We start from the raw sequence: 22,508 nt of genomic DNA on the forward strand, positions 1-22,508 counted from the left end.
ATGATCGAAAAGCAGGTAACCATCATCAACAAGCTGGGGCTTCACGCCCGCGCCACCGCCAAGCTGATCGGGGTGACCAGCAACTACGCCAGCACCATCAAACTGATCAAGGACGGACGCAGCGTCGACGCCAAGAGCATCATGTCGGTGATGATGCTCGCCGCCAGCAAGGGCACCGAGCTGACGCTGGTCGTGGAGGGCGAGGATGAAGACGAAGCCGCCGCCGCGGTGGAAGCCCTCATCAACAACTATTTCGGCGAAGGCGAATAAGCCGCGCCCCCGATACCCCCCTGTTTGCGTTTACGCTATACTCTGCGCCGTTCCTGCCGTTAGGCGTTTTCGTTGATACCCATAGCCGCCGCTGTTTCCGGCCCGCCGTCGCGGTCGGCCGCGTCCTGACACCGTATTAGCATGCTGCACACTGCCGACAAACCACCCCACCACCAACTCAGCGAAGCCCTGGAGAGCGGACGCTTCCGCCAGATTCAGCAGATGCTGAACCAGACCCTGCTGCCGGCAGACGTGGCCCACCTGCTCGAGTCCTCCCCCCCCAAGCAACGCCAGTTGCTCTGGAACCTGCTGGACAGTGATCTCGAAGGGGAGGTGTTGCAGTACCTGGGGGACGATATTCAGGCCGACTTTCTGAGCCAGATGGATACCCAGGAGCTGCTGGCGGTCACCTCCGCACTGGACGACGACGATGTCGCCGACCTGATGCAGCAGCTGCCCAGCGCCGTGGTGCAGGAAGTACTGAATTCCATGGACAACCAGGACCGGGAACGCCTGGAGACCGTGCTCTCCTACCCGGAAGACACCGCCGGTGGCCTGATGACCACCGACTTTGTCACCATCCGGCCCGACATCACCGTGGACACCGCCCTGCGCTACCTGCGACGCCACCAGGAACTGCCGGAGATGACCGACAGCCTGCTGATCGTCAGCCGCAAGGGCCGCTACATCGGCCTGCTGCCCCTCACCCGCATGCTGGTCAGCGATCCGGACAGCACCGTGCGCGAGGTGATGATCACCGGCACCGATCCGATTCCCGCCGACATGCCCGATGCCGAGGTGGCACAACTGTTCGAGCGCCACGACCTGGTGTCGGCGCCAGTGGTGGACGAGCACAATCAACTGCTCGGACGCATCACCATTGACGACGTGGTGGATGTTATCCGCGAGGATGCCGACCACTCCCTGATGAGCATGGCCGGTCTGGATGAAGACGAGGACACCTTCGCCCCGGTGCTGCGCACCACTCGCCGGCGCGCACTCTGGCTCGGGATCAACCTGCTCACCGCCTTCATCGCCTCGGCGGTGATCGGCCTGTTTGAAGAGACCATCGAGAAAGTGGTCGCCCTGGCGGTGCTCATGCCCATCGTCGCCAGCATGGGCGGCATCGCCGGTAGCCAGGCCCTGACCCTGGTGATCCGGGGTATGGCCCTGGGGCACGTGGAGCGCAGCAATGCTGCCTGGCTGATCAACCGGGAGCTGGTGGTGGGCACGCTTAACGGCCTGCTTTGGGCGCTGGTGGTGGCGGCGGCGGCGGTGCTCTGGTTCAATGACCTGACCATCGGACTCCTGATCGCCCTGGCCCTGATCATCAACCTGGTGGTGGCAGCGTTGGCCGGCACCGCCCTGCCCCTGGTCCTGAGAGCCTGGGGCATCGACCCGGCCCTGGCGGGGGGCGTGCTGCTGACGACCATCACCGACGTGGTGGGCTTCCTGGCGTTTCTGGGCCTGGCCACCCTGTTTTATGCCTGAACGCCTGCACAGGCGCCGGGCCCTAGTTAATATGGAACTACCATGAGCGATTACTTTGAACCCTCTGAAGAGAGGGATGAAGGCGAAGCCAAGAGCAAGACCCAGCTAAAGCGGGAGATGGAAGCGCTGCAGGACCTAGGCGCCAAGCTGCTGGACATGAACGACCAGCAGCTGGCGAAGCTGCCCCTGAGCCCGGCCCTTGAGCGCGCCATTGATGAGTCCAAGCGGATTCGTCAGCGCGAGGCCCGCCGGCGCCACCTGCAGTACATCGGCAAGCTGATGCGCGAGGTCGACGTGGCCGCCATCCAGGAAGCAGTGGACCGGCAGGAAGCGGGCACCCGCGCCTATATCCAGCACTTTCACCAGCTTGAGCAGTGGCGGGACCAGCTGCTGGCGGAAGATGACCAGCTCGCCGAGTTTCTCAGCGCCTACCCCGGCGCCGATCGCCAGCACCTGCGCCAGCTAGTGCGCAACGCCCGCAAGGAAGCCGAGCGCGGCAAGCCGCCGGCCAGCGCCCGCAAACTGTTCAAGTACATCCGCGAGGTGGACGAACAGGCGCAGGTGGACGGCTAGACCGGCGTCTCTAATCCGCCTTTAGAGAAGCGAGGGAAAACGCCGCCGCTGGACCTGCAGCGGCATCTTAGCGCGCAGCTCCCGGCAGCGCTGCCGATCGATGTCGGCGTAAACCACCCCCTCGCCCCGGGCCCGGCTGGCCAGCACCTGGCCCCAGGGATCCACCACCATGGAGTGGCCAAAGGTCTCCCGGCGCGCGTTATGGACGCCACCCTGGTTAGCGGCCAGGACATAGCACTGGGTTTCACAGGCCCGGGCCCGCAGCAGCAGCTCCCAGTGCGCCTCCCCGGTCACCTTGGTAAAGGCGGCAGGCACCGTGATCAACTCCGCCCCCCGTTCCACCAGAGCCTGATAGAGCAGGGGAAAACGCAGATCGTAACAGATGCTCAGCCCCAGGCGCCCGAACGGGGTATCCACCACCACGGCGTCTTCTCCGGGCTCAATCTCATCCGACTCCCGGTAACTGGCCTGGCGGTCCGCCACCTCGACGTCGAACAGGTGCACCTTGTCGTAGCGCGCCTGCTCGCGCCCCTCGGCGTCGATAACCAGACACGCCGAGCGCACCCGGTCGCCGGCATCGTTCAAGATCGGCAGCGAGCCTGCAACCAGCCAGACGCCATGACGGCGCGCCTGCTCGCGTAAAAAGCTCCGAATAGGACCGGAAGACCCTCGCTCCTGAGCCCCCCGCTCCAAGAGCTGGGCGGTGTTGAAAACGGCGAAGTTCTCCGGCAGCAGAACCAGTTCCGCCCCGCCCCGGGCCGCCTCGGCAACCAACGCCTCGGCCCGTTCCAGGTTAAGCGTCCACTGCGGGCCGCTCACCATCTGCACCGCGGCCACCCGACTCACCGCCCGGCCTCCGAGCCTGCTTGGCGAAAGCACCGGTTAACCGCGGACAAAGGGGTTCTCCTCCTTCTCTTCGCCGATGGAGGTATCCGGGCCGTGCCCGGTCACCACCACCGCGGCATCGTCGAGACTGAACAGCCGTTCCTGGATGGAGCGCTCGATCGTTGGATAGTCGCCGCCCCAGAGGTCGGTACGGCCGATGGAACGGCGGAACAGCGTATCACCGGCTATCAGAAGGTTGGCCTCTTCGAACCAGAAGCTGGTGGAGCCCGGCGAGTGACCGGGGGTATGCAGGGCCACACCGCAGCAGTCCAGGGCCTGGTCATCCTCCAGCCACTGATCCGGCTCCGGCTGCGCCTGGTAGGGCACACCGAACATGGCGCACTGCTGCTCGAGCATGTCCCAGAGGAACTTGTCTTCGCGGTGGAGATGAATGGAGGCGCCGGTACGGGCCTTGATGGCGCCCGCGGCCAACACATGATCCAGGTGGGCGTGGGTATGGTAGATGCCCACCACCTGCAGACCCAGCGCATCCAGTTCAGCCAGAATTTTTTCGGGATCGCCCCCCGGGTCGACCACAATCGCTTTGCCGGTCTGGGTGTCGCCAAGCAGGGTACAGTTGCACTGCAGGGGGCCGACGGGGAAGGTTTTGCGGATAAAACGCTGGGGACTCAGGTTGGTTTCCTGCACGGTGCTGCTTCCTCAAGTGGATCCAGGGGCCATCTTAAACCCCGTGCAGGATCGAACGCCAGCCCCCGCAAACTGCGACTTCAGGAGCTTAAGGGAAACTCGCGTACCGCCTTCACCTGATCCAGGGAGATCTGCACCTGGTTACCGGCGTCATCATTGGCGATCAGGAACTCTTTGCCACCGTGGGCTCTCAGGTCGAGGGGGTGCAGACGGGTTTCGCGGGCGCCCTGTTCGTCTTCCACGGTAATATGCAGAACGTTGCGATGCAAAATGGCCTGCTCGTAGTAGGAACTCAATTCAGCCAGGGCGGTTTTTCCAAAAGCACTTTTCATATCGAATCCTCACTCTCGTTAAGGGATAACGCGGCAGGTGATCGCCGCGGATACGGTGGGGCGTTACCAGATCGCCACCTCCCTGCTGTTAAGCAGCTCTCTGGGCTCGCTGTTGTATTCAGAACTTAGAATGCACTTGCACTGCGGGTTGTCGCCGCGGATACGGTGGGCGATGCGCAGCAGGCGCCCCAGCACCCGCTTGTGTTCGGCCACCGGTCGTCCCGCAGGAAAGCAGAGGTCATTCCAGAACACCAGCTCCACTTCGATACGCCGGGCAACGGCATCCACCCAAAAATAGAAGTAGCAGCACGCCTGTTCATCAAGGCCTGCGCGTAGACTGTGAACGGTGCTGCGATTGGACGTTTCGATGAGTTGACGACGCGCGGAGAGGTTCAACGGCAGTTCCTGGTCCAGGTTAGCGCCGTTCATCCGCAGCACGACCGGGCGCTCGGTCATCTCCTGAATGACGTCGAGCACTCGAGGGGCCGCATCAATGGGTAAATCGATAATAAAGATTTCCGAGGCCTGGTCGTTCCAGGAGAGCACGATACGCCGCGCCACCGGCCAGACCCGCTCTACCATCAGGTCGATCAGCTCCATGGCTGCCTCCACTGCGACGTCCCGGGTACTGCTCCCTAACTATAGACCCGCAGCGGCGAGCGGTGGCCCGAATCCGCGCTGAAAAAAACCGCTTCAGCGGGGCTGGACACCAACGCCATCTGCCTGGCTCCGTATCGGTTCCACCACGGGATCTTCCCAGGAGCCGTAGACCAGATAACGTACCGTGGTGAACTTGCCCAGCTGTTCACCGATGACCTTCTCAATCAGAAACACGGCGCCGGCCACCTGCGGCGAAACCAGCAGCGCCGCCGCCAGGGGAAGGTTCTCCGACAGGGGCAGGGTTACCCGCACCTGCTGATTGAGGGTCTCCTCCACCAGGTTGACCGCCCCCTCCAGCGACATCTCGACAGACGGCCCCTCGATCCTTAACGGGCGTTCGGTCACCGCGGTTCCCAGGTTGAGCAGGTAGGCGCCTCGAATTCGATCGAAGGCCAACCCCCGCTGGTAAAGATCGGAGAAGTCCAAGCGCAGACGGCGGCTGATGGTTTCAAGATTGAGGATGCCGAACAGGCGCAGCAGGCCGCTGCCGCGTCCGGCCTTGAGGATACGGCCGTCCCGCACATCCAGGGCCAGTTCACCGCTCAGCGAAGGCAGATTAAAGTTGGCCGGAGAGCCTCGCCACATCAGCTCCCCCGAAATTTTCGCCGTCTCGCTCTCCATCAGCGGGGAGGCGCTGCCCCAGGCGGTCATCACCCGTCCGATATCTTTCGCCCGAACATCCAGCAGGGCACGGCTGTAGTGACCGCCTTCATCCCACGTCCACCAAAGCTCACCGCCCACATCGGCATGGCGTATCCGCCCCTCCTTCACCGCCACCCGGGCACCGTTGTCCTGGGGCTCGACCTGCAAGCGCCAACGACCAAAGGGAGCCCCGTCGTAGGTGAGTTCGCCGATATCCAGGTAAAGGAGCGGCAGGCTGCTCGGGTCGGCCTCGGCCAGTGGATCGGTTTCGTCCAGGCCAGCCGCCGGCAACGACGCTGTTTCCGACTCATCCGGGGCTGGCACTGCCGGAACGTGCAGATAATCGAAGCGGACCGAGTAGGGGCTATCCCCCCGGGGAAGCCGCGCCACCCCTTTGGCGGCGGCGCCGTCAAGGCGCAACTCCCAGCCATCAGCCAACGGGGCCATATCCGCCTCTAACGCCCCGAAGTTCCGTTCGCCGACGGTGAACTCGTCGACCTTCAGGCGCCCCCCGCGCAGCAACGGCTCGGCGGGCGCACCGGGCTCACTGTCAGAGCCCGGCGCCTCGACGAGGAGACTGCGCACGAATGCCTGCCAGGGCATCAGCGCGGCCTGCGGCAGCGCCCCACGTATCCAGAGCCCGTCGACGCCGGCGGCGGGCGGCGCCTGGCCGACCCCCAGCACCACCTCGCCCCCTTTCAGGGAGCCGTTTTCCAACTCCAGCCGCGCCCGCAGCGCCTGACCATAGTCAACCTCCAGGCTGAGGGGCGACCTCCCCAGCCCAAGCCGCACTTCCAGAGGCTCTGCCGCCGAGGGCGGCTTCGCATAAGGCGCAGGCAGATTGGCACTGACGCCCTCAAGGTTCGATACCGCCGTCAGCAGCAGGCAAGACGCTCCGCCGGTGCAGATATCCAGGCTCGCCCGGTACGGCGTCTCACCCTCGAAGTGGCTGAGAATAGGCTGGCGCAGCCAGTGGTCGTTGAAGCCCTCCACTGGCAACGTGCCCGCCAGCTGCACCTGGGTTTTCTGGCCCTGCCCCTCGGGCCGGGTTTCGATACGCGCCTGTACCGGCCGCTCGAAAAAGAGCCCGTCGAGGTTCTCGGCACGAAAGCCGCCGCGAGTACTGTAGCCCAGGGAGCCCTTCAACTGGCTGAACTCAAGCGCCAGCGACGGCGACCAGAGTCGCCCCTCGGCCAGCGCCGTGGAGACATCGACGACGGGCTGCGCCTCCCCCTTCAGGTCCACGGCCAGGGACAACGCCGTCTCCGCCCGCCCCTGCCACTGCCAGGGTTCAAGGGCATCGCCAAGCAGCGTTTGCAGGGGTGACTCCAGCAGCACCCGGCGCCCGTCCGCCGCCGGTCCCTGGAAACCGGCACTCACCCCCAGGACGGTGGACCCGGGCTGGAGCCGGACCCGCGCCCCGGTCACCAGGGTCTCCTCGAATACCCGCCCCCGCTCCACCACCGCTTCGACGCCCCGGTCCTTGACCATGACCCGACCGCTTGCCTCGGTCAGCGCAGGCCAACGAGGCTGGTACGCCAGGTCGACCCCGTCTACGTCGAAAAACATCTGCACCGTGCGCTCCCCATGCCCAGAACGCAGGGGCCCGTGAAAAAGAAAGCCACCGCCCTCTACCCGGCCCTGGGTAATGGCGCTGCCCAGCCAACGGCGAAGAGACTCCGGGACCCCTTTAACCGGCACGAACTGGGATACCTGCTCAGCGCGTCCCCCTTCAACCCCAATCATCAGCGTCAAGCCCCCCGCGGCCTCCCGGGAAAACGGAGCCTGCAGCGCGAAGCGCCCATACCCTTTGAGCCCCTGGCCGACCACCTGCAGCAGCTCGCTCTCCACGCGGGCCTGCTCGCGGCTGACGTGCCAGCTCACCCGCCCCCGGGCCTTGTCGAACTGCCAGGTATCGGCGAACAATCCCGGAAAACCGAGGCTGAGCGCTGCGGTGTCCAGGTCCACGCTACCGCCGCGCCCCTCGAGCCGCAGCAGGCCGTTCACCCCCGCCACCGCCGGCGCCCCTTTCCAGGCACCAACGGCCACCTGCTCAAGGTCTGCCCGCATGCGGATCCCCTCGGGCAGTTGCCCGCGCTCGAGGGGCAGGCGCAACCAGGGCCGATGGAGGGCGCCCGCGGGACTCAGCTCCGCGAGCGCCGCCTTGACCCGGGCGGGTACAGCCGGCACGGTGCCTGCCAGCTTGGCAGCCGCCGCCAGCTCAAGGCGCGGCGCACTGACCGTCAACTGCTGTTCGGCCCGGGCGAGTCGCAACGCAGCCAGCGGTAAAGCCTGGCCGCCCAGCGCGCCCTCGATCCCGTGCAGCTGCAGGCGCCAGTGGTCGGCGGCCTCTGCCTCCAGAAAAACGTCCGCCTGCAAGGCCTGCAGGGGCGCCTCTCCCAGGTGCTCGGGCCAATCCAGCTCGTCCAGACGCAGCTGCCCTTGGACGCGGCGCAACGCCCCGGCCTGCCACCGCCCCCAGAGTTCCGCGCCACCGCTCAGCCGTTGCGTACGGGGCCAGGCCCTGGGCAGCAGCGGGTTGAGCGCGGCCTGTTGCAATGCATCGAGGCGAAGATAAAAATCACCGGCGAACCGGGGTTCCAGCGGCGTACCTCTGGTATGGGCCTTGAACTCCAGCGCCGGCCCCTCCGCTTGCGCCAGGCGGGCGACGATACGGTGCTCGAGCAGCCCTTTTTCAAGCCCCAGGGTCACCGCCCAGGGCGCCAGCCTGCCACTCTCGGCAACAGGCGTCAGCCGGGCGTCCCGCACCTGTATATGCTCCTGCAGCCAGAGCGTCTCCAGCAGGGCCTCCCAGTCCAGCGCCCGGTCGGGCTCCTCGGTGCGTCGCCAGGTGGAGGCCAGTTGCCAGCCGCCCCCGGCCTGCTGGTAAACGTCCAGCTCCGGCGCATCGAGCAGCAGGTAGTGCAGCACCGGCCTGAGGTGCAAGAGAGACGCCAGCAGATCTAATTCCAGGGTCAATTCCCGGAGCCGCAGCAGGGGTTCCCCCGCCCGGGTCTCGACTCGCACGCCCCGGGCCTGCAGCCGCGGCCGCAGCCCGGTCCAGGCGCCGTCCAGGGATGCCAGGGTTACCGGGTGGCCGATAGCCCCGCTCAGCACCTGCTCGACCCGGGCCTGTTGCGGCGACAGATTGGCCATCAGCCAGCGGCCGCCAGTGGCCAGCAGGGCGGTCAATACGAGCAGAAAAATACCGAGGTAGAGAAGGGGGCGGCGGAGGGCGCTAAGCGAACGAGCGAAGATCATCCCCGTGCCTAGCGCAGAACCACGTCAAACTGTTCCGGCGTGTAGTGGGGCTCCACCTGGAAGCGCACGGTCTTGCCGATAAACTCCTCAAGATCCGCCACCCGGTCAGACTCCTCGTCCAGCAGTCGGTCCACCACCGACTGCGCGGCCAGCACCAGGTAGGTATCGGTGTTGTAGGCCCGCGCCTCGCGGAGGATCTCCCGGAAAATCTCGTAGCAGACCGTCTCCGGCGTCTTGATGCTGCCCCGCCCCTGGCACTGGGGACAGGGCTCGCACAACAACTGCTCCAGGCTCTCGCGGGTACGCTTGCGGGTCATCTCCACCAGTCCCAGGTCGGAAACCCCGGTCACCTTGGACTTCACATGGTCCTTCTCCAGCCCCCGCTCCAGGGTGCGCAGCACCTGGCGCCGGTGCTCGGGATCCTCCATGTCGATGAAGTCGATGATGATGATGCCGCCCAGGTTACGCAGCCGTAGCTGGCGGCTGATGGAGGTAGCCGCTTCCAGGTTGGTCTTGAAGATGGTCTCTTCCAGGTTGCGGTGGCCCACGTAGGCGCCCGTGTTGACGTCCACGGTGGTCATCGCCTCGGTCTGGTCGAAGATCACGTAGCCGCCCGACTTGAGCTCCACCTTGCGCCCCAGCCCCTTTTGGATCTCCTCTTCCACGTTGTAGAGGTCGAAGATGGGGCGTTCGCCCGGGTAGTACTCAAGGCGGTCGGTGATCTCGGGCACCAGGCTGGAGACGAACTCGCTGGCGGCCTGAAAGGTCTCCCGGGAGTCGATGCGTACCCGCTCCACTTCCGGGTAGGCCATGTCGCGCAGGGTGCGCATGTGCAGCGGCAGATCCTCGTAGATCACCTGGGGGGCCTTGGCGGTCTTCATCCGCTCCTGGACCCGGCCCCACATACGGACCAGGAAGGTGATGTCGCTCCGGATCTCACGGGCATCGACCCCTTCGGAGACAGTGCGCAGGATAAAGCCGCCGCCGAGATTCTCGTCCTCGGCCAGAGCCTGGGCCACCACCTCGCGCAGGCGCAGCCGCTCCTCCTCGCCCTCGATCCGCTGGGAGATACCGATATGATCACTCTCGGGCATGAAGACCAGGTAACGGGACGGAATCGAGAGGTGGGTAGTCAGGCGCGCCCCCTTGGTACCGATGGGGTCCTTGGTGACCTGAACCACCAGCGACTGCCCTTCACGCAGCAGGGTGGCGATGCCGGGCTCGGGGGCGGTGCGCTCCTCGCCGGCCGCGACGCCATTGGGCAGCAGGTCCGCCACATGGATAAACGCCGCCCGCTCAAGGCCGATATCGACGAAGGCGGCCTGCATGCCCGGCAGCACCCGCACCACCTTGCCCTTGTAGATATTGCCGACGATCCCCTTTTTATCCACCCGCTCGATGTAGACCTCTTGCAGCATGCCGTTCTCGATCACGGCCACCCGGGTCTCCATGGGGGTGAAATTGATCAGGATTTCCTCGCCCATACTACTGCTTCCTTTTTCAGTCCTTTTTCAGTCCTGTTGCCAGAGCGGAATGCCGAAGGCCGTCAACAGGGATGCGGTCTCGCTGAGCGGCAACCCCACCACCGCCGAATAACTGCCCTCGATGCGATCGACGAATACCGCCCCCAGCCCCTGGATGCCGTAGGCGCCGGCCTTGTCTGCCGGCTCACCGGTGTGCCAATAACGACGGCATTCGACCTCCGTCAGCTCGCGAAAATGCACCTCGGTGACGACCGTTCGGATCTCAGTGCGGTCTGCCCGCACCAGAGCGATGCCGGTGACCACTTGGTGACTGCTGCCGGAGAGGCGCATCAACATCGCCACGGCTTCGGCCTCATCCGCCGGCTTGCCCAGAATGGCGCCGTCGCAGACGACGGTGGTGTCGCTGCCCAGCACCGTCGCCGAGGGCCTCAGGGCCAATCCCGCGCGGGCCTTGTCCTGCGCCAGGCGCTCGACGTAGTCAGCAGGCGCCTCTGCGGGCAACGCTGTTTCGTCGACCTCCACCTTCAGGGTATCAAAAGGGACGCCGATCTGTTGCAGCAACTCGCGCCGGCGCGGCGACTGCGACGCCAGCACCAGCGGGCTCATCAGCGCACCCCCAGGGCGCGACGCAGGCCCCGCAGCACAACGAACACCCAGGGCCAGAGCACGGCACTGACCAGCGCCGGGAGCAGGAAGGCCAGCGAATCGGAGCCGGTACCTGCCAGCTCCTGAGCCCACTGCAGCAGTATCTGGTGAATACCCACGAGCACCAACACCAGCAGCGCCTGCTGCGGCAGCGGAAACATGCGCATGCGCCGGTGCAGCTTGATCACGATAAAGGCCATCAGCGCCAGCGAGAAGGCATGGATGCCCAGCAGGCTGCCTTGCAGAATATCCAGCAGCAGGCCGATGACCCAGCCGTACCAGGGACCGACCCGGTGGGGCAGCGCCAGGGCCCAGTAGATCAACGTCAAGCCCACCCATTCCGGGCGCGCCCAGACAAAAAGCTCCGGCATGGGCAGAGCGCTGAGCATCAGCGCGAACAGAAAGCTGAGCAGAATCACCCAGCCGCCGCGGGCAGGTGGTGTCACCATCAGCGCCCCCCTCCTACTTCAGACGGGTACTCCTGACCCTGGCGGAAGACCAGCAGCACGTGGCGGCTGGTGCTGAGTCGGGCAGTGGGCTCGGCCTTGACCAGGGCAAACGGGCGCCCGGGATCATGCTCGATTTCGGTAATGCGCCCCACCGGGTATCCCGAGGGGAAGCGCTGTCCCAGCCCCGAGCTGACCAGCAGGTCGCCCACCTCGATATCCGCGGTGTCGGGCACATTATCCAGGGTCAGCTCCCGCGGGTCGCCGTTGCCCAGCAGCAGGGTCCGAAACCCGCTGCGGACCACCTGTACGGGCACCGCGTGCTGGGTATCGGTGATCAGCAGAACACGGGCGGTGTAGGGGCCCACCTCCATTACCTGGCCCATGACGCCGCCGGCGTCCAGTACCGGCTGTCCCAGGTAAACGGAGTCGCGCAGGCCTTTGTTAATGGTGATTTGGTGCAGGAAGGGGTCAGGGTTGACCCCGATCAGCTCGGCCATGATCACCCGGTCATCGAGGGTCTGGGAGGCGTTAAGGAGGCTGCGCAGATAGGCGTTTTCGTTGCTCAGCGCTTCCAGGCGCTGCAGCTTGCGGGCGAGCATCAGCATGTCGGCCCGCAGGCGGTCGTTTTCAGCCTGCAGCTCACCCCGGTCAGCCAGCAGCTTGTCGGCGGTGCCCCACACCCGGGTGGGGGCGTCCACCAGCCACTCGACGGGCGTCACCGCCAGGCGCAGATAGCCCCGGTAGTGGTCCATGGCCGGCCAGTAAAGGTCCGCCGCCATGAGCGCGAAGGAGAGCAGGCAGACGATCAGCAGGCCGGCACGGGGGGACTCGCCCCTGAAGATCGTTTTAATACCGCGCCCTCCTGACTCCGGCCGACACCCTCCCGGTGGTCACGCCCATGACTGCTCCCGTTTAGTCGTGAGCCAGCAGCTCGAAGGCGTGTTTGTCGATCAGTTCCAGGGCACGGCCACCGCCGCGGGCAACACAGGTCAGGGGATCTTCGGCGACGATCACCGAGAGGCCGGTTTCCTCGGCCAGGAGGCGATCGATGTCGCGCAGCAGAGCGCCGCCGCCGGTAAGTACGATGCCGCTCTCGGCGATGTCGGAAGCCAGCTCCGGCGGACACTGTTCCAGGGCGCTCTTGACCGCCTGCACGATGGAGGAGAGCGGCTCCTGCAGGGCTTCCATGATCTCGTTGGAGTTGAGGGTAAAGCTGCGGGGAATCCCCTCGGCCAGGTTGCGACCGCGCACGTCGATTTCGAGAATTTCAGCGCTGGGATAGGCGGTGCCGATCTCCTGCTTGATCCGCTCGGCGGTGGCGTCGCCGATCAGGCTGCCGTAGTTGCGACGCACGTAGGTGACGATGGACTCGTCAAAGCGGTCGCCACCGACACGTACCGACTCGGCGTAGACGATGCCGTTGAGGGAGATGACCGCGATCTCGGTGGTGCCGCCGCCCACGTCCACCACCATGGAGCCGCTGGCCTCCTCTACCGGCAGGCCGGCGCCGATGGCTGCCGCCATGGGCTCGTCGATCAGGTAAACCTCGCGGGCGCCGGCACCCATGGCCGATTCCCGAATCGCCCGCCGCTCCACCTGGGTGGATTTGCAGGGTACACAGACCAGCACCCGGGGGCTGGGGGTGAGGAAGGAGTTCTCATGCACTTTGTTGATAAAGTGCTGCAGCATCTTCTCGGTGACGTGGAAGTCGGCGATCACGCCGTCTTTCATCGGGCGAATCGCGGAGATGTTGCCGGGGGTACGGCCCAGCATGCGCTTGGCGTCGGTGCCCACCGCTACCACGGATTTCTGGTTGCCGATATGGCGGATCGCCACCACGGAGGGCTCGTTCAACACCACGTCCTTGTCACGGACGTAGATCAGGGTGTTCGCCGTACCCAGGTCGATGGATAGATCACTGGAAAATACGCCGCGCAATTTCTTTAACATGGGCCGGATTCGCTACTTGGTGACTAGAACAGTGGCATGATGCAATTAAACGGCTAACTCTAGCAATGGCGTAGTTTTTCAGCAAGAGGCAAATGGCCTTCGGGTTTGCCCTGTCTGGGCGCTGCCTTTATTATTGCGGGCGACTCAAACCGCTTTATTGACCAGGATCAACCTATGTCTCTCGACTCCAACGATGTGCGGAAGATCGCCCATCTGGCTCGGCTGCAAATCAACGACGCCGATATTCCTGAATACGCAGAGAATCTCTCCAATATCCTCGACCTGGTGGACCAGATGCAGGCCGTGGACACCGCCGCCGTCGAGCCCATGGCCAACCCCCTGGACGCCTTCCAGCGGCTGCGCGCCGACGAGGTAACCGAAGCCGACCAGCGCGACCACCTGCAGACGGTGGCCCCGGCGGTCGAGCAGGGGCTGTTCCAGGTACCCAAAGTCATCGAGTAAGGGCGGCCGCGCGCCGACCGTTCGCGTCATCGATTCCAAGGCATCTCTTTCAAGGGATCTTTTCCAAGGAAAGCCACGTCATGTTCAACAAGACCCTCGCCGAGCTGGCCCGGGGCCTGGCCAAGGGCGATTTCAGCAGCGTCGAGCTGACTGAAGCCCTGCTGACCCGCATCAAGACCCAGGACAGCCGTTACAACAGTTTTATCAGCGTCACCGAGGCCGAAGCCCTGGCCCAGGCCCGCACCGCCGACACCCGCCGCGCCGCCGGCGACGCCGGCCCCTTCACCGGCCTGCCCATCGCCCACAAGGACATCTTCTGCACCCGGGGCGTGCGCACCAGCTGCGGCTCGAAGATGCTGGACAACTTCGTCTCCCCCTACGACGCCACCGTGGTCGAGCGCTTCAACGCCGCCGGCGCGGTGATGCTGGGCAAGACCAACATGGACGAGTTCGCCATGGGCTCCTCCAACGAGTCCAGTTTCTACGGCCCGGCCCGAAACCCCTGGAATACCGACTGCGTCCCCGGCGGCTCCTCCGGCGGCTCCGCGGCGGCGGTGGCGGCGCGCCTGGCCCCGGCGGCCACCGGCACCGACACCGGCGGCTCCATTCGCCAGCCCGCGGCCCTGTGCGGCATCACCGGCCTCAAGCCCACCTACGGCCGGGTCTCGCGCTACGGCATGATCGCCTTCGCCAGCTCCCTGGACCAGGGCGGCCCCATGACCCGCACCGCCGAGGACGCCGCCCTGATGCTCAACGTCATGGCCGGCTTCGACCCCAAGGACTCCACCAGCATCGAACGCGAGGTGCCCGATTACACCGCGACCCTGGAGCAACCCCTTGACGGCCTGCGCATCGGCCTGCCCAAGGAGTACTTCAGCAGCGATCTGGATTCGGCCATCGCCGAGCAGGTGCAGGCCGCGATCAAGGAGTTCGAGACCCTGGGCGCCACGGTCAAGGAGATCAGCCTGCCCAACACGGCCACGGCGATCCCCGCCTACTACATCATCGCCCCGGCCGAGGCCTCCTCCAACCTGTCCCGCTTCGACGGCGTGCGCTACGGCTACCGCTGCGACAGCCCGGTAGATCTGGAGGATCTTTACAAGCGTTCCCGCGGCGAAGGCTTCGGCCCCGAGGTAAAGCGGCGCATCATGGTGGGCACCTACGCCCTCTCCGAAGGCTTCTACGACGCCTACTACAAGAAGGCGCAGCAGATCCGCCGCCTGATCCAGCAGGATTTCATCAAGGCCTTCGAGGAGGTGGACGTGATCATGGGGCCGACCACCCCCCACCCCGCCTTCAAGCTGGGGGAGAAGACCAGCGACCCGGTGGCCATGTACCTGGAAGACATCTACACCATCGCCGTCAACCTGGCGGGCCTGCCCGGCATGTCGATTCCCTGCGGCCAGACCCACGGCCTGCCGGTGGGACTGCAGCTGATCGGCGGCTACTTCAGCGAGGCGCGCCTGCTCAACATCGCCCACCGTTTCCAACAGGCGACCGACTGGCATCAACAGGCCCCCCAGGGCCTAGCGGAGGAATAACAGCATGGAATGGGAAGCTGTCATCGGGCTGGAGATTCACGCCCAGCTCGCGACCAAGTCCAAGATTTTTTCCGGCGCCAGCACCGCCTTTGGCGCCGAGCCCAACACCCAGGCCTGCGCCGTCGACCTGGCCCTGCCCGGCACCCTGCCGGTGTTCAACGCCGAGGCGCTGCGCATGGCGGTGATGTTCGGCCTGGCGGTGGACGCCGAGATCGGCCACCGCTCGGTGTTCGACCGCAAGAACTACTTCTACCCCGACCTGCCCAAGGGCTACCAGACCAGCCAGCTGTTCTACCCCATCGTCGGGCCGGGCCACATCGATATCGAGCTGGCCGACGGCACCCACAAGCGGGTCGGCGTGACCCGGGCCCACCTTGAAGAAGACGCCGGCAAGTCCCTGCACGACGCCTTCCCCGAGATGACCGGCATCGACCTCAACCGCGCCGGCACCCCGCTGCTGGAGATCGTCTCCGAGCCCGACATGCGCTCGGCCGAGGAAGCGGTGGCCTACGTGCGCAAGGTCCACGCCATCGTCACCACCCTCGGCATCTGCGACGGCGACATGTCCCAGGGCTCGTTCCGCTGCGACTGCAACGTCTCGGTGCGCCCCAAGGGCCAGAGCGAATTCGGCACCCGCACCGAGATCAAGAACATCAACTCCTTCCGCTTTATCGAGAAGGCGATCAAGGGCGAGATCGAGCGCCAGATCGACCTGATCGAGGACGGCGGCCGCGTGATCCAGGCCACCCGCCTCTACGATGCCGACAAGGACGAGACCCGCTCCATGCGCACCAAGGAGGAGGCCAACGACTACCGTTACTTCCCCTGCCCCGACCTGCTGCCCATCGTCATCGACCAGGCGTACGTGGAATCCGTGCGCCACAGCCTGCCGGAGCTGCCCGACGCCCGCCACGCGCGCTTTATGGAGGAGTACGGCCTGGGCGACTACGACGCCTCGGTGCTCTCGGCCTACCGCGATACCGCCGACTACTTCGAGACCGTGGCCAAGGCGGTCAATGACGGCAAGCTGGCCGCCAACTGGGTGATGGGCGAGCTGTCCAAGTTCCTCAACAGCAACAACCTGGAGATCAAGGAGAGCCCCGTCTCCGCCCAGGCCCTGGGCGAACTGCTGGCCCGCCTCAAGGACGACACCATCAACGGCAAGGCCGCCAAGCAGGTGTTCGAGGCGATGTGGAACGGCGAGGGCAGCGCCGACGCCATCATCGAGGCCAAGGGGCTCAAGCAGGTCACCGACACCGGCGCTCTTGAAGCCATGGTGGACGAGGTGATCAGCAAGGCCACGCCCCAGGTGGAGCAGTACAAGGCCGCCGAACCGGAGAAGCGCGGCAAGATGCTGGGCTTTTTCATGGGCCAGGTGATGAAGGCCTCCAAGGGCACCGCTAACCCCGGCCAGGTGAACAAGATGCTGAAGCACAAGCTCGACGCCCTCTGCGACTGAGCGCCTCACCTCAGCAAAAAACGGCGGCCCTAGGGCTGCCGTTTTTTTGGCGCTCACCGACTATCTTTATAACGAGCGGGTTAGCCGATTGCGCTGAAAATTAGCCGCGTTGATCATAGGCTCCCGCAACACGCGGCCCCTTATCACCCAAATGCCGGCACCCAAATACTGGCACCCAAATACCTGCACCCGAGGCCCCTGCCCTTGGACCAGCCCAAAGCCCCCCCTCCCCTGATCCTGCTGGTCGAAGATGACCCCGGTATTCGGCGGCTGTGTGATCGAGCGCTGCGGGCATGGGGCTTGCGAACCGAAGCGGCTACAGGCCCTGAACAGGCCCTGCCGCTGCTAAACAGACTGACCCCGGACCTGGTTTTGTGGGGCCTGCCCCTGGCGACTGCCGACGGCCTTGAACTGCTGCGCCGGCTCGAAGACTGCCTGGATGCGCCGCCGATGGTGGTGGCCGCGTCCCACGACGAACGGGACGAGGCCCTCAGATTACTCGCCGGCGGCGCCTACGCGTTACTGGACAAACCCCTCGACAACCTGGAGCTCCTCAGGCACACCGTCAACCGCGGCCTGGAGTGGCGCACCCTCAGGCAGCAAAGGTATCGCTACCACGCCCGGCTGCAACAGGATGTCGATGCAAGGACCGCCGAGTTGCGCGATCTCTCCCAACACCTTGAGCACGCCCGGGAAGAGGAGAAGCGGCGTATCGCCAAGGAGCTTCACGACGAACTGGGGATGACCCTCACCGCCCTGTTCATGGACCTCAACTGGCTGCGGGAAAAGCTCCGCGACGCAGACGAGCCGGTAACCTGCAGGCTGACGTCGATGCATACCCTGCTGGAAGGGGCGGTAAAAACCTCCCGGCGCATCATCCGCGACTTACGCCCCAGCGTGCTGGACAATTTGGGCCTGATCGCCGCCCTGGAATGGCAGGCGGTAGAGTTTAACGCCCGCTACCGGATTCCCTGCCGGGTCGAGCACCGGGGGGACGACAACGGGCTTTCGGATACCACCCGCATTACCCTGTTCCGCATCTTCCAGGAAGCGCTCACCAACGTCGCCCGCCACGCCGGGGCGAAGGAGATTCGCGCCGCGCTGACCCTGACGCATGGCCGCGCCGCGCTCAGCGTCCATGACGACGGGAGCGGATTTGACCCCGCCCGGGTATCACCGGCGTCCCACGGTTTACTGGGCATGCGCGAGCGGCTCCACCAGTGCGGCGGCAAACTGACGATCGAGAGCGCCCCCGGACGCGGCACCCGCCTCTGCGCCGCCCTGCCGCTGCAACCGCAGGAGGTTCCGGCATGACTCGCCTGCTGCTCGCCGACGATCACGCCGTGGTCCGTAAAGGCCTGATCCAGATTTTGCGCGAGGCCGGCATCGACGCCGAAGTGCACGAAGTCAGCGACGGACACGAGGCCCTCGCTGCCCTGCGCGAGACCACCTTTGATGCGGTGTTGCTCGACATCTCCATGCCCGGCAAAGGCGGCATCGAGGTACTTAAACAAATGCGCGCCCGGGGCGACCAGCCCCCGGTGCTGGTGCTGAGCATGCACAGCGAAGAGGCCTATGCCCTGCACCTTATTCGGGCCGGGGCCGCCGGTTACCTGAGCAAGGAGAGCGCCCCGGCGCAGCTCGCCGAGGCGATAAAAAAGGTGCTGCAGGGCAAGCGTTACATCAGCCCGGAAGTGGCCGAGCTGCTGGCCGATTCGCTGAGCCAACGCCAGGCCGGGAGCGATGAGGCCGACGAGGACGATCGCCACCGCCAGCTTTCCAGTCGGGAGTTCGAGGTATTCCTGCAACTGGCCCAGGGGCTCGGCCCCACGGAAATCGGCCGGGCAATGAACCTCAGCGCTAAAACCATCGCCTCCCATCGCAGCCGCATCCTGCGGAAAATGCGCCTGCGCACCAATGCCGAACTGACCCTCTACGCCAGCCGTCACGGTCTGATCTAAAGGCGCACCCCTCCTGCCTCCCGTTGACGCCAACACCCCGACAACGTCCATGTAGGATTATTCCTACAAAAAACAGCGACACTTTCCTACGCGCCCCCGCGCACTCCTCCGCTAGCCATTGAACACGCCAGCCCGGACCATAGCGGGATTGCAGTAGAAGTACCGGAACCCGATGAACCCACCCGCTATCCATTATCACCACGCCTCTCCAGCGCACTCGAATCTTCACCGCAACAGCGACCTTGAACTGCTGCGGATGTTCGAGCGTGACCTGCTGAGCATCGAGCCGTTCGGCTCGCTGGAAACCATGCACCATTTTCTCGAAGAGCTCTTTACCCGCTTCACCGAGCGCGAACAGGAGGGCCCCCAGCGTCTCGTGCACCTGATGTTGCAGGAGGTCGAGCGCGCCATTGCCGCCCCCCACCGCATAGACGGCCACTTTGTTCTGACGCTGCTCAAGCGCCTGGAGACACTCGCGGATCAGGTGGGCGTGGCTTCGCACTGAACCCGTTATCAATCCGAGCATCAGGGTCAACGGACTGGCAGATGCATGAAAGGCGAATCATGCCCCACATGAACGCCCGCACCGTAGGAGTAAAACAATGACAATCAAGAAAAAACTGATCCTTTTGGGGTTGCTGACGCTGGTAACGCTGCTGGTGCTGACCGGTTTGACCCGCTACAAGAGCACGGTCAGCGCCGAAATTCACCAGAGCGCGCTGCTCGAGGACCAACTGGAAATCGACATGCTCACCCTGCGCCGGCATGAGAAGGACTTTCTCGCACGCCTGGACCTGAAGTACCAGGCCCGCTTCAACGAGCAGCTCGAGATCACCCTGACCAACATCGCCGAGCTGCAGCAACGGCTCGACGACCTGGGAGTGGAACTTGATCTGGGCAACCTGGACGCCGTGTTCCGGGACTACCGGCAGCGTTTCAACGAGCTGGTGGAGCTGAAGGTCCAGGTGGGCCTCAACGCCAAGGAGGGGCTCTACGGCAAGCTGCGCGACGCGGTTCACGGGGCCGAGGAAGCCGTTCGCGAGCAGCGCGACAGCACCCTGCTGGCCGGCATTCTGATGCTGCGCCGGGCGGAAAAGGACTTCATGCTGCGTAACGATACCAAGTACCTGGACAAGTTCGAGGCCAGCCTCGCCTCAGCCCTGGCGGGAATGGAGATGTCACACCTGCCGGCCAACCAGCAGCGCCGGGTCACCGAGGCGCTGAACAACTACGCCAAGGACTTCCGCGCCCTGGTGGCGGCACAGCAGCAGATCGGGCTGAGCCCCTCCGAAGGGATGCGCGGCGAGATGCGCGCCACTATCCAACAGTCCGAAACCATGCTGGCCGAGACCAAGGCGCAGCTGACCGAGTTTCTGCACGCCTCCGAGCGACGCCTTGAGCTGATCATCTGGTCGATCTTCGCCCTCGCCGTGATCGGGCTGCTGGGCCTGATCACCTGGCTCACCGCCAGCATCCTCAAGCCCCTGGGCGAGCTGGCCCGCTGCATGCAGCAGATCACCGAAACCCGGGACCTGAAAATCCGCGCCAACGCCAACAGCCACGACGAGCTCGGCGACATGGCCGGGCACTTCAACGCCATGCTGGACGCCTTCCAGCACACCGTTCACGAGGTGGTCTCCGCCTCTGAGCAGATGAGCGCCGCTGCCGAAGAGCTGTCCGCCATCACCACCCAGACCAGCGCCGGCATCGGCCAGCAACGCCAGGACGTCGACCTGGTCGCCACAGCCATGATGCAGATGGGCGCCACCCTGGAAGAGGTGGCCGGCAATACCGAGATGGCCGCCTCCTCTGCCCAGGAGGCGGATCGTCGCGCCCAGCACGGGATCGAGGTGGTCGACAAGAGCATCCAGCGGGTCTACAGCATGGCCGAGTACGCCAAGAAAGCCGAGTCCGTGGCCAAGGCGCTGGAAGAGAACAGCGCCAACATCGTCGGTGTCCTGGACGTGATCAAAACCATCAGCGAGCAGACCAACCTGCTGGCGCTGAACGCCGCCATCGAGGCGGCCCGGGCCGGCGACCAGGGCCGGGGCTTCGCCGTGGTGGCTGACGAGGTGCGGGTCCTGGCCCAGCGCACCCAGGACTCGGCCGGGGAGATCGAAGAGATGATGGACGCCCTGCACCAGGGCACCCAGAGCGTGGTCAGCGTGATCCAGGAGAGCAGCGCCATCGCCGACGAAGGCGTGCACCACGCCCGCGACGCCTCGGGCTCCTTGACCGAGATCACCGCCGCCATCGCCCAGATCAAGGCGATGAGCACCCAGATCGCCGCCGCCACCGAGGAGCAGGTCAACGTCGCCAACGATATCAACCAGAATATCGTCAATATCAAGACGGTCACCGATGAAGCGGCTTCAGCGGCGGAGCAAAGCGCCGCCGCCGGCTGCCAGGTCGCCGAGCAGGCGCACCGCCTGCACGACAACGTCAAGCACTTCAACGCCTGATCCCAGGCCGCCGGGGCGATGCCTCGGCGGCCACCGCCGTTAAAGCTGACGATTGCCGTTCAAAATTATCACTAAGAAACGCTTAACTCAGGCTGCCCAACAAATTGACCGCCTCCCATTCTCGCCCCCCGGCACGCAAAGACGAACGCCTCGGTGATGGTTTATATTTTCATCGCATGTAAAATATCATGCACTGATAATAACGCCCCACGGACCGTGGCGATGCAACCAATGAGGCTCCCTTCGGTGCACCCGCAACCTCCAGCGACCCAAGCTCCGCTGCGATTCGGCTTTCTGCTCCTGCCCAACTTCTCCCTGGTCGCCTTCTCCTCGGCGCTGGAGCCGCTGCAGATGGCCAACTGGATCACCGGCAACGATCTTTATCACTGCACCCTGGTCAGCCGGGACGGTGAACCGGTCACCAGCTCCAGCGGCGTGCGAACGGCGGTGGACCAGAGCTTCGAGGCGACCGCCGGACTCGACGCCCTGTTCGTTGTCGGCGCCAGCCCCATCGCCCGCACCGGCAACGAGGCGGTGCTGGCCTGGTTGCGCCGCCAGGCCAGCAGCCCCTGCGCCTTCGGCGGCATCGGCACCGGCTCCTACCTGCTGGCCTGCGCCGGGCTGCTGGAGGGCTACCGGGCCACCATCCACTGGTGGGACAGCGCCAGCCTGCGGGAGGAGTTTCCCCGCACCCGGGTCACCAGCAACCTGTTCGAGGTGGACGGAGAGCGCTACACCTGCAGCGGCGGCACCGCCGCCATGGACATGATGCTGTTCCTGATCGGCCAGCGCCACGGCATGGAGCTGGCGGCTGCCATCTCCGAGCAGTTCGTCTGCGAGCGCATCCGCAGCGCCGACGATCCCCAGCGGGTCCCCCTCAAGGCCCGTATCGGCGCCAACCAGCCCAAGCTGATCGAGGCGGTAACGTTGATGGAAGCCAACATCGAGGAACCCCTCTCCACCGACGACCTGGCCCGCCACGCCGGCGTCTCCCGTCGCCACCTGGAGCGGCTGTTCAAGAAGCACCTGCAGACGGTGCCCTCGCGCTTCTACCTGCAGCTACGGATGGAGCGGGCGCGCCAGCTGCTGCAGCAGAGCGACAGGCCGATCCTGCAGGTGGGACTGGCCTGCGGTTTCTCCAGCGCGTCCCACTTCAGCACCGCCTACCGCACCCACTTCGGCATCACCCCGAGGGCCGAGCGCAAGCGACTGGGCGAGGATGCGCCCCCGTTGCCGCAGCGATCGCAGCTGCATCAGCCGGACTGAATATCCCTCCCTGCGGGCGGGCCAACAAACTAGAAGCAGACCGGTAACGCGGCAACGCCGGGTCGCC

The 22,508-nt window shown here is 65.2% G+C and carries 21 protein-coding genes; 11 read left to right on the forward strand and 10 right to left on the reverse strand.

Features of this window, described 5'->3' with window-relative positions; all coding sequences use genetic code 11:
* From JGZ97_RS03985 to yjgA, 3 genes are all read left to right on the forward strand, one after another.
* Positions 1–270, forward strand: a complete 270-nt coding sequence (locus JGZ97_RS03985) for an HPr family phosphocarrier protein (RefSeq protein ID WP_207061320.1) — start codon at positions 1–3, stop codon at positions 268–270.
* A gap of 141 nt (positions 271–411) precedes the next feature.
* Positions 412–1,761 carry a magnesium transporter gene (gene mgtE, locus JGZ97_RS03990; protein WP_207061321.1) on the forward strand — a complete coding sequence of 450 codons (1,350 nt, stop codon included), beginning with the start codon at positions 412–414 and terminating at the stop codon, positions 1,759–1,761.
* A 42-nt stretch (positions 1,762–1,803) separates the two neighbouring features.
* The gene (gene yjgA, locus JGZ97_RS03995; RefSeq protein WP_207061322.1) at positions 1,804–2,334 is read left to right on the forward strand and encodes a ribosome biogenesis factor YjgA; all 531 of its coding nucleotides are present in this window, start codon (positions 1,804–1,806) and stop codon (positions 2,332–2,334) included.
* A gap of 21 nt (positions 2,335–2,355) precedes the next feature.
* On the opposite strand, the gene JGZ97_RS04000 is transcribed toward yjgA, so the two are convergent.
* From JGZ97_RS04000 to JGZ97_RS04045, 10 genes are all read right to left on the reverse strand, one after another.
* A complete protein-coding gene (locus tag JGZ97_RS04000) occupies positions 2,356–3,180 on the reverse strand; it encodes a carbon-nitrogen hydrolase family protein (RefSeq protein ID WP_370583994.1) in 825 nt (274 codons plus the stop codon).
* A gap of 36 nt (positions 3,181–3,216) precedes the next feature.
* Positions 3,217–3,867, reverse strand: coding sequence for an MBL fold metallo-hydrolase (locus tag JGZ97_RS04005; protein WP_370583995.1), 651 nt, complete (start codon positions 3,865–3,867; stop codon positions 3,217–3,219).
* 80 nt (positions 3,868–3,947) lie between these two features.
* Positions 3,948–4,199, reverse strand: coding sequence for a hypothetical protein (locus tag JGZ97_RS04010; RefSeq protein WP_207061323.1), 252 nt, complete (start codon positions 4,197–4,199; stop codon positions 3,948–3,950).
* Positions 4,200–4,262: 63 nt separating this feature from the next.
* Positions 4,263–4,799, reverse strand: coding sequence for a hypothetical protein (locus JGZ97_RS04015; protein ID WP_207061324.1), 537 nt, complete (start codon positions 4,797–4,799; stop codon positions 4,263–4,265).
* Positions 4,800–4,892: 93 nt separating this feature from the next.
* On the reverse strand, positions 4,893–8,762 hold the full coding sequence (locus JGZ97_RS04020; protein ID WP_207061325.1) for a YhdP family protein: 3,870 nt from the start codon (positions 8,760–8,762) through the stop codon (positions 4,893–4,895).
* A gap of 8 nt (positions 8,763–8,770) precedes the next feature.
* Positions 8,771–10,246 (reverse strand): ribonuclease G, encoded by a 1,476-nt coding sequence (gene rng, locus JGZ97_RS04025; RefSeq protein ID WP_207061326.1) that lies wholly within the window; start codon positions 10,244–10,246, stop codon positions 8,771–8,773.
* A gap of 27 nt (positions 10,247–10,273) precedes the next feature.
* Positions 10,274–10,852, reverse strand: a complete 579-nt coding sequence (locus JGZ97_RS04030) for a nucleoside triphosphate pyrophosphatase (protein WP_207061327.1) — start codon at positions 10,850–10,852, stop codon at positions 10,274–10,276.
* Entirely contained in the window at positions 10,852–11,340 is a 489-nt protein-coding gene (mreD, locus tag JGZ97_RS04035; RefSeq protein WP_207061328.1) for a rod shape-determining protein MreD, read from the reverse strand. The genes JGZ97_RS04030 and mreD overlap by 1 nt, the downstream gene beginning before the upstream one ends.
* Complete coding sequence (gene mreC / locus JGZ97_RS04040) at positions 11,340–12,191, reverse strand: rod shape-determining protein MreC (protein ID WP_207061525.1); 852 nt, start codon at positions 12,189–12,191, stop codon at positions 11,340–11,342. Before mreC ends, mreD begins: the two co-directional genes overlap by 1 nt.
* 61 nt (positions 12,192–12,252) lie before the next feature.
* Positions 12,253–13,290 carry a rod shape-determining protein gene (locus JGZ97_RS04045; RefSeq protein ID WP_207061329.1) on the reverse strand — a complete coding sequence of 346 codons (1,038 nt, stop codon included), beginning with the start codon at positions 13,288–13,290 and terminating at the stop codon, positions 12,253–12,255.
* 174 nt (positions 13,291–13,464) lie between these two features.
* Between JGZ97_RS04045 and gatC the strand changes: the two genes are divergently transcribed.
* From gatC to JGZ97_RS04085, 8 genes are all read left to right on the forward strand, one after another.
* Complete coding sequence (gatC, locus tag JGZ97_RS04050; RefSeq protein ID WP_207061330.1) at positions 13,465–13,752, forward strand: Asp-tRNA(Asn)/Glu-tRNA(Gln) amidotransferase subunit GatC; 288 nt, start codon at positions 13,465–13,467, stop codon at positions 13,750–13,752.
* 80 nt (positions 13,753–13,832) lie between these two features.
* Positions 13,833–15,293: an Asp-tRNA(Asn)/Glu-tRNA(Gln) amidotransferase subunit GatA gene (gene gatA / locus JGZ97_RS04055; RefSeq protein ID WP_207061331.1), complete on the forward strand. Its 1,461-nt coding sequence runs from the start codon at positions 13,833–13,835 to the stop codon at positions 15,291–15,293.
* A gap of 4 nt (positions 15,294–15,297) precedes the next feature.
* Entirely contained in the window at positions 15,298–16,752 is a 1,455-nt protein-coding gene (gene gatB, locus JGZ97_RS04060; protein ID WP_207061332.1) for an Asp-tRNA(Asn)/Glu-tRNA(Gln) amidotransferase subunit GatB, read from the forward strand.
* Between the two features lie 204 nt (positions 16,753–16,956).
* Complete coding sequence (locus JGZ97_RS04065; protein WP_207061333.1) at positions 16,957–18,066, forward strand: response regulator; 1,110 nt, start codon at positions 16,957–16,959, stop codon at positions 18,064–18,066.
* Complete coding sequence (locus JGZ97_RS04070) at positions 18,063–18,713, forward strand: response regulator transcription factor (protein ID WP_207061334.1); 651 nt, start codon at positions 18,063–18,065, stop codon at positions 18,711–18,713. The genes JGZ97_RS04065 and JGZ97_RS04070 overlap by 4 nt, the downstream gene beginning before the upstream one ends.
* Before the next feature lie 172 nt (positions 18,714–18,885).
* Positions 18,886–19,218 (forward strand): hypothetical protein, encoded by a 333-nt coding sequence (locus JGZ97_RS04075; RefSeq protein WP_207061335.1) that lies wholly within the window; start codon positions 18,886–18,888, stop codon positions 19,216–19,218.
* A 97-nt stretch (positions 19,219–19,315) separates the two neighbouring features.
* A complete protein-coding gene (locus JGZ97_RS04080) occupies positions 19,316–21,175 on the forward strand; it encodes a methyl-accepting chemotaxis protein (protein ID WP_207061336.1) in 1,860 nt (619 codons plus the stop codon).
* Positions 21,176–21,397: 222 nt separating this feature from the next.
* Positions 21,398–22,441 carry a GlxA family transcriptional regulator gene (locus tag JGZ97_RS04085; protein WP_242521532.1) on the forward strand — a complete coding sequence of 348 codons (1,044 nt, stop codon included), beginning with the start codon at positions 21,398–21,400 and terminating at the stop codon, positions 22,439–22,441.
* The last annotated feature ends 67 nt before the right edge of the window (positions 22,442–22,508 follow it).

This window comes from Motiliproteus sp. SC1-56 (genome assembly GCF_017309075.1).
Taxonomy (GTDB): domain Bacteria; phylum Pseudomonadota; class Gammaproteobacteria; order Pseudomonadales; family Balneatricaceae; genus Motiliproteus.